The following is a 6,585-nucleotide window of genomic DNA, read 5'->3' on the forward strand; positions in this document are numbered from 1 at the left end:
AAATCTTTGGAAGTTACAACATGTACCAAACCCTATCCTACCCATAACGAACGAATGAAAAAACTGAAATTACACCTCCTCCTTCTGCTACCTGCGCTATACCTGGCCGCTGGTTGCAGCACCCCTTCCAAACTGGACAACCCTCCGGCTGCCAAGGCCAGCGAATGGCCCCGGGGCGTCACCTATGAGATCTTTGTGCAGTCCTTCTGTGACTCCAACAACGACGGCATAGGCGACATCAAAGGCATGACTTCCAAGCTCGATTACCTGGCAGGCCTGGGAATTGAGGGTGTCTGGCTGATGCCAATGAGCCCCTCTCCTTCTTACCACAAATACGACGTGACCGATTATTACGGCATCCACCCGGATTACGGCACCATGGAAGATTTCAAGGAATTTGTTAACGAGGCACACAAACGCAACATCCATGTCGTGATCGACCTGGTGCTCAACCACTCCGGCAACGGCCATCCCTGGTTCCAGGCGGCTGCCAAAGATGAGAAAAGCCCCTACAGAGACTATTATGTATGGGCACACAAAGACGACCCGCAGACAAAAGGCGAAGGAAAAACCACCGGTGCCGACTCCTACAACGTCAACCACTGGCACAGCGTGGAAGGCAGCGATTACAAATATTTCGGTTACTTCTGGGGCGGCATGCCCGACCTCAACTTCGATAACCCCAAAGTAAAGGAAGAAGCCTATAAAATTGGCCGCTACTGGTTGAAGGAAGTAGGCGTAGACGGATTCCGGCTCGATGCGGCACGCCATATTTTCCCGGATGACAGACCCGATGACAACCACCGGTTCTGGGAAGAGTTCAGAAGCGAGATGCAGAAGGTAAAGAAAGATGTATACCTGGTAGGCGAGGTCTGGGCCGAATCGGATGTCGTGGCGCCGTATAGCAAAGGCCTGCCGGCCTTGTTTAACTTCGAGATGAGCTGGGCTATCCTCAAAGCCTTGAACCAGGGAACAGGCGACTCGCTGGCGCTGAAACATGCCCGCATCATGAACAACTACAGCCAGGTGAACCCGGCCTATGTAGATGCCACGATCCTGAGCAACCACGACCAGAACCGCATCATGAGCGAACTGAAAGGGGACAAGAATAAAGCGAAAATGGCGGCTGCGCTGCTCTTCACCCTGCCCGGTTCCCCTTACATCTACTATGGCGAAGAGATCGGGATGACCGGCAAGAAACCGGATGAACAGATCAGGGAACCTTTCCTGTGGGATGTAAAGAGCAAAGACGAGTGCCGCACCTCCTGGATGACGCCCGTGAACAGCACCGAGCAAACCGTAGCTCCGGTCGCCCTCCAGGAGGCGGACGAAAATTCGCTTTTGAACCACTACAAAGCCCTGATCAAACTCCGGAATAACAGCCCTGCGCTAACATACGGTGTAATTGAGCCAGTGAGCATGGAGAATAAAGCGATCAGCGCCTTTTTGCGTACGCATGAAGGAGAGTCTGTTCTGGTACTGCACAATGTTTCAGGTGCGGCAGCCAACGTCCCGATGCCGGCAAGCTTCCAGGAACACAAAGCAGTCGTTTTCCGGTATAACGGTGCGGAACTGGCCAAAGGAACGGTGAAACTCCCAGCGTACAGCACGCTGATCCTTAAAAAATAGGCGAACGGCAAAAATGAACCAGGCAGGTTTGTTTATATTTCACGTAATTGGAAAATTGTTATGAAAAAACGTACCAGCATACCTACATTCATTGCATGGGCCCTCATTGTCGGTATTGGTGCAGCAGGCCTGGCAGGCTGCAGCAGTCCCGATAAGAAAACCGAACAAACAACATCCACAGACGAAGCAGCTACTATGGAAATTAAGAAAGAGCCTTTCGGCACCGCTCCTGACGGGCAGGAAGTATACCTGTACACGCTCACCAATGCCGGTGGCATGACCGTGAAAATCACCAACTACGGCGCGATTGTTACCTCTATCCTGGCCCCTGACAAGAAAGGCACGATGGGCCAGGTTGTCCTGGGTTTCGACAGTTTAGCCGGGTATATCCCAAACGAACCGCATTTTGGCGGCATAGCAGGCCGCTTTGCCAACCGCATTGCGAAAGGCACCTTTACGCTGGATGGGCAGGAATATAAAGTAACCATCAACGACGCGCCTAACCACCTGCATGGCGGCAACACCGGCTTTGACAGAGTGGTCTGGACGGCAGAAGAACTGGCGGATCAGAACGCGATCCGGCTGACTTATTTGAGCAAAGACGGGGAAGAAGGCTACCCGGGCAACCTGCAGGCGGTGGTGACCTATACCCTGACGGAAGACAACGGCCTGAAGATCGATTATGAAGCTACCACGGATAAGGCCACTCCTGTCAACCTGACCAACCACAGCTACTTCAACCTGAGTGGTGGCAAAGCAAAAGATATCCTGAACCACCTCGTTACCATCAACGCAGACCAATATACGGCAGTCGATAAGACGCTTATACCTACCGGAGAGCTTCCGCAGGTGAAAGGTACGCCCTATGACTTTACGACGCCGCAGCCGGTGGGCACGCGCATCAACAACCTGCAGGGCTATGGCTATGACCTGAACTATGTGATCCGGAACGGTGGCGATACCTTGACACATGCCGCCACGGTAGAAGAACCCACCTCCGGCCGTGTGTTGAAGGTATACACGACACAGCCGGGCATACAGCTCTACACAGGCTATCACCTGAATGGCAGCCTGAGAGGCCACAACAACATGGTCTACAACCGGTATGCCGGCCTCTGCCTCGAAGCACAACATTACCCGGACTCCCCTAATCAAGAGAACTTCCCTTCTGCTATTATCAGACCCGGAGAGAAATACAGGGAAACGACCATCTACAAGTTCAGCAACAAGTAAGCTTCCGAATTTTAGTTAAACCAGAAAGCCGCTCTTTGATAGAGCGGTTATCTGGTTTAATTTACTTAACATAATAAATCCACTAAAGCAGTACGCTTTTCCCCGGCTTCTTATTTCCTCCTGCCAAACAACTTAGCAGGCCAGCTGCCCTGTCTTCGCCGTCCAGGGTATAGCAACAAGGTATAGCTGCACCTTTAAAAAGGCACTCAACCGATCACACATTCCATTGATTCTGCCCACAAGAATATAAACAGGGAAGTAAACCAGTCCATGTTATTCCGATTCCTGATAACCAGGATCAAATGAACCTCCACTTGCCTTCTCCCTAGACCTCCGTCCAAAAGGACTGAGTGGAATTCTTCTGCTTGGAAGCGAATCTTCCTGAAAGAATAGCAGTATAGTGTATACCTTAAAAAACTCAATTTATGACACAACGGGAAGTAACCGATACCGAAAACACCACCTGGACCTGCGTGCAGGCGTATGGCCAGCTATCAAATGGAAACGCTGAGAAAGCGGCTGAGATCACACAGGATGAGAACGGCCATGTGCCGGTAGTTTGCACCCCATCCGGCGGCGCCCAGACTGTCCGGCTGCAGTTGCCCGAAAACTGGATGGAGCAAACGCCAGACGACGAACTGGTAGCTAAAATTGCCGCCGCACAATCTGAGCAGAAGCAACAGGCACAAGAAAAATAAAACGCTATACTTGCCAACGACTTAGAGCCATCTCAGAAGCATTTGTTTCAGAGAAAAGCAGTAACTTGAGCTAACCTGATTCGCAAACTAAAAGCTGCATTCTCATGCTCAAGCCTGTTCACCTGAGGCTACTCCTCAGTTCTATTTTCGTGTTGTGCAGCATGGTCGTCCTGGCCCAAGCGCCTGCCCAGGATACCTATTACCTGTTGAAGCCGGATCGTGTGTTTGATGGCGAGCAGATGCAGGAAGGCTGGCAGGTACTGGTGAAGAACAACAAGATCGAAGTTGCCGGAAAAGGTATAGCAGTTCCGGCTACGGCACAGGTGATCGAGTTGCGGGGCACCACACTGCTGCCAGGCCTCATCGAGGGCCACAGTCACTTGTTCCTGCACCCCTACAACGAGACGCCCTGGAACGATCAGGTGCTGAAGGAATCACGGGTGGAGCGCGTGGCACGGGCTACGGTGCATGCAAAAAACACCTTACTGGCCGGCTTTACCACGGTGCGCGACCTCGGCACGGAAGGTGCCGACTTTGACGATGTCGGGCTGAAAGCTTCTATTGACAAAGGCATTATACCTGGTCCACGTATGCTCGTCGCTACCGAAGCCATTGTAGCTACCGGCAGCTATGGCCCTAAGGAACTCAGCTACGAACTGGAAACTCCCATAGGCGCAGCCGAGGCCGACGGGATGGACGGCCTGACCACGGAAGTCCGGAAGCAGATAGGCAAAGGAGCCGACCAGATCAAGGTATACGCTGACTACCGCTGGGGCCTGAACGGCACCGCGCAGCCCACCTTCACCCTCGATGAACTAAAGAAGATAGTGGAAGTAGCTGCCAGCAGCGGCAGACCGGTCGTAGCGCATGCCTCCACCGTGGAAGGTATGCGCCGGGCTACACTGGCCGGTGTATCCACCATCGAACACGGCGATGATGCGACGCCCGAGATTCTGCGCCTCATGAAGAAGCACCGGATTGCCCTCTGCCCCACCCTGGCAGCCGGCGACGCCATCTCGCAGTACCGCGGCTGGCAGAAAGGTATAGCCGAAGAACCCGAACGCATCAAAGCCAAGCGCAAAAGCTTCCGGGCTGCCCTGGACAGTGGTGTCACCATTGTGATGGGCGGCGATGTGGGCGTGTACACGCACGGCGACAATGCCCGCGAAATGGAAATGATGGTCGACTACGGCATGAAACCGTTGGCTGTTTTGCGTGCCGCCACCTCCACCAATGCCGATGTCTTCGGCGTTGGCAACACGCTGGGCAGGATCAAAGCCGGCTTGCTTGCCGACCTTATTGCTGTGGAAGGAAATCCGGCAGAGAATATAGCACAGGTACGGCAGGTAAAGCTGGTGATGAAGGACGGCAAAATCTACAAACAATAAGTTCTGAAATCCACTATCCGGCTCCGAACACACGTTATACTGCTACAGGTTACAACACAGGTATGCTCTCGCACAAGCACGAAATATTTATGGAAGTGGCGCGGCTGCTCAGCTTTACCAAAGCCAGTCAGACGCTCTTTATCAGCCAGTCTGCCATCAGCAAGCAGGTGAAGGCGCTGGAAGAATACTACAAAACCGGCCTCTTTGAGCGGCTGGGCAACAGTGTAGTGCTTACTCCTGCCGGAAAACTGCTCTACGAAAAGCTGCTGGCTGCCAAGCAACTGCAGCATGAGCTCTACCAGGACTTTAAGCAGCTGAGCGAGAATTTCTCTCCCCAGGTGAACATGATCTTAGGCGCCAGCACCACAATTTCGCTCTACATCCTGCCCCCGGTGCTGTCGGCATACCTGCAGAAGAACCCGAACGTGCAGCTCGACCTCAAGAACCGGAACAGTGAGAACATCCTGAAAGCGCTCCTTGACCATGAGATCGATCTGGGCATTGTGGAAGGCATCAATAAGGTCAGCAACGTGACCTATACCTCTTTCCTGACCGATGAGGTGATCGCCGTTTGCTCATCCCGGAACCCACTCAAAAAGCAGCAGCTGGAAGTGAAGGATCTCTATGATATTCCGCTGGCCCTGCGCGAACGCGGCTCCGGTACACTGGCGGTGCTGGAAAATGCCCTGGAAAAAAAGAAGGTAAAACTGAATGAGCTTCCCATCAAGATCCGGCTGGGCGGCACGGAGGCCTTGAAGAACTTCGTGCGCGTGGATACCTGCCTTTCTTTTCTGCCCCGCCAGGCGGTACTGAAGGAGCTGCAGTCGGGGGAGTTGGTCGAAGTCCCTATCGCCGGGCTGACCGTAAAACGCAGCTTCGATTTTATTCAGCGCAAAGGCACCGAGAACAATTTTCCTTACAAGAATTTCATCCAGTTCACCAAGCGGCACTATTCTGTTTAGGTATAGCCTAAATGAAGGGGATATTGGAGAATGTACTAATGCTAGCATTCAAGCAATTCGAGGAGCCTGAAAAGGAGCTGCCGATCGGAGAAAGGTCGAAGCTGGAACAACTAAAAACGGCAAAGGACTTCTATGCCGAGAGTAAATCTACTAAAGATATTCAGGAGCTAGGCAGCAGGATGCGGAAAAGCGATGAGTAATCCTCAGGATGAGTAATCCTCAGTAGGATGAAAAAGATTTAAACACTATTTACTTGTGTCTTTTGGATATAAACTTAATATAGGTAATTTGTGATTGTTTAATATTCAGTAATTTTTATAGTTGCCAAAATACTATGTGTACTTGGAGTAAACAATCAATATGAGCAAGGAAAAAGATAACTACGTCATCAAAGTACCTGTATTCACCTCCAAAATAATAGTAGAAAAGAATGAGTTATTCGACATTACTACACAGGAAAAAATGATTGATGGTCTCATCGCAAAGCTTAACTCATATGCAGCAGATCCATTTCCTATCGTAAAAACGCGCAAATTTAAAACGATTAAAAGCGGAGTAGACAAAATTGAACACTTTGTCAGAGACTACACAGCAGATTCACCTCTCCTGTTGTTAAAAATCAAAGCACACAATACCAATCTAGTAGATTTCTATTACCAAGAGGATACAACTACA

The 6,585-nt window shown here is 51.3% G+C and carries 7 protein-coding genes; all 7 read left to right on the top strand.

All coding sequences use genetic code 11. From position 1 onward, the window contains the following. The first annotated feature begins 54 nt into the window (after positions 1-54). The gene (locus tag OB13_RS05055) at positions 55-1,629 is read left to right on the top strand and encodes an alpha-amylase family glycosyl hydrolase (protein WP_461489060.1); all 1,575 of its coding nucleotides are present in this window, start codon (positions 55-57) and stop codon (positions 1,627-1,629) included. Between the two features lie 60 nt (positions 1,630-1,689). Further along, positions 1,690-2,862 carry an aldose epimerase family protein gene (locus tag OB13_RS05060; protein ID WP_461489061.1) on the top strand — a complete coding sequence of 391 codons (1,173 nt, stop codon included), beginning with the start codon at positions 1,690-1,692 and terminating at the stop codon, positions 2,860-2,862. 425 nt (positions 2,863-3,287) lie between these two features. Next, positions 3,288-3,560, top strand: a complete 273-nt coding sequence (locus OB13_RS05065) for a hypothetical protein (RefSeq protein ID WP_461489062.1) — start codon at positions 3,288-3,290, stop codon at positions 3,558-3,560. Positions 3,561-3,664: 104 nt separating this feature from the next. Beyond that, positions 3,665-4,948 (top strand): metal-dependent hydrolase family protein, encoded by a 1,284-nt coding sequence (locus OB13_RS05070; RefSeq protein ID WP_461489063.1) that lies wholly within the window; start codon positions 3,665-3,667, stop codon positions 4,946-4,948. Between the two features lie 62 nt (positions 4,949-5,010). Beyond that, a complete protein-coding gene (locus tag OB13_RS05075) occupies positions 5,011-5,910 on the top strand; it encodes a LysR substrate-binding domain-containing protein (protein WP_461489064.1) in 900 nt (299 codons plus the stop codon). 11 nt (positions 5,911-5,921) lie between these two features. Beyond that, positions 5,922-6,110: a hypothetical protein gene (locus OB13_RS05080; RefSeq protein ID WP_461489065.1), complete on the top strand. Its 189-nt coding sequence runs from the start codon at positions 5,922-5,924 to the stop codon at positions 6,108-6,110. A 160-nt stretch (positions 6,111-6,270) separates the two neighbouring features. Continuing rightward, the coding region (locus OB13_RS05085) for a hypothetical protein (RefSeq protein WP_461489066.1) at positions 6,271-6,585 on the top strand (315 nt) is incomplete at its 3' end.

The sequence above is a fragment of the Pontibacter sp. HJ8 genome (assembly GCF_054824225.1).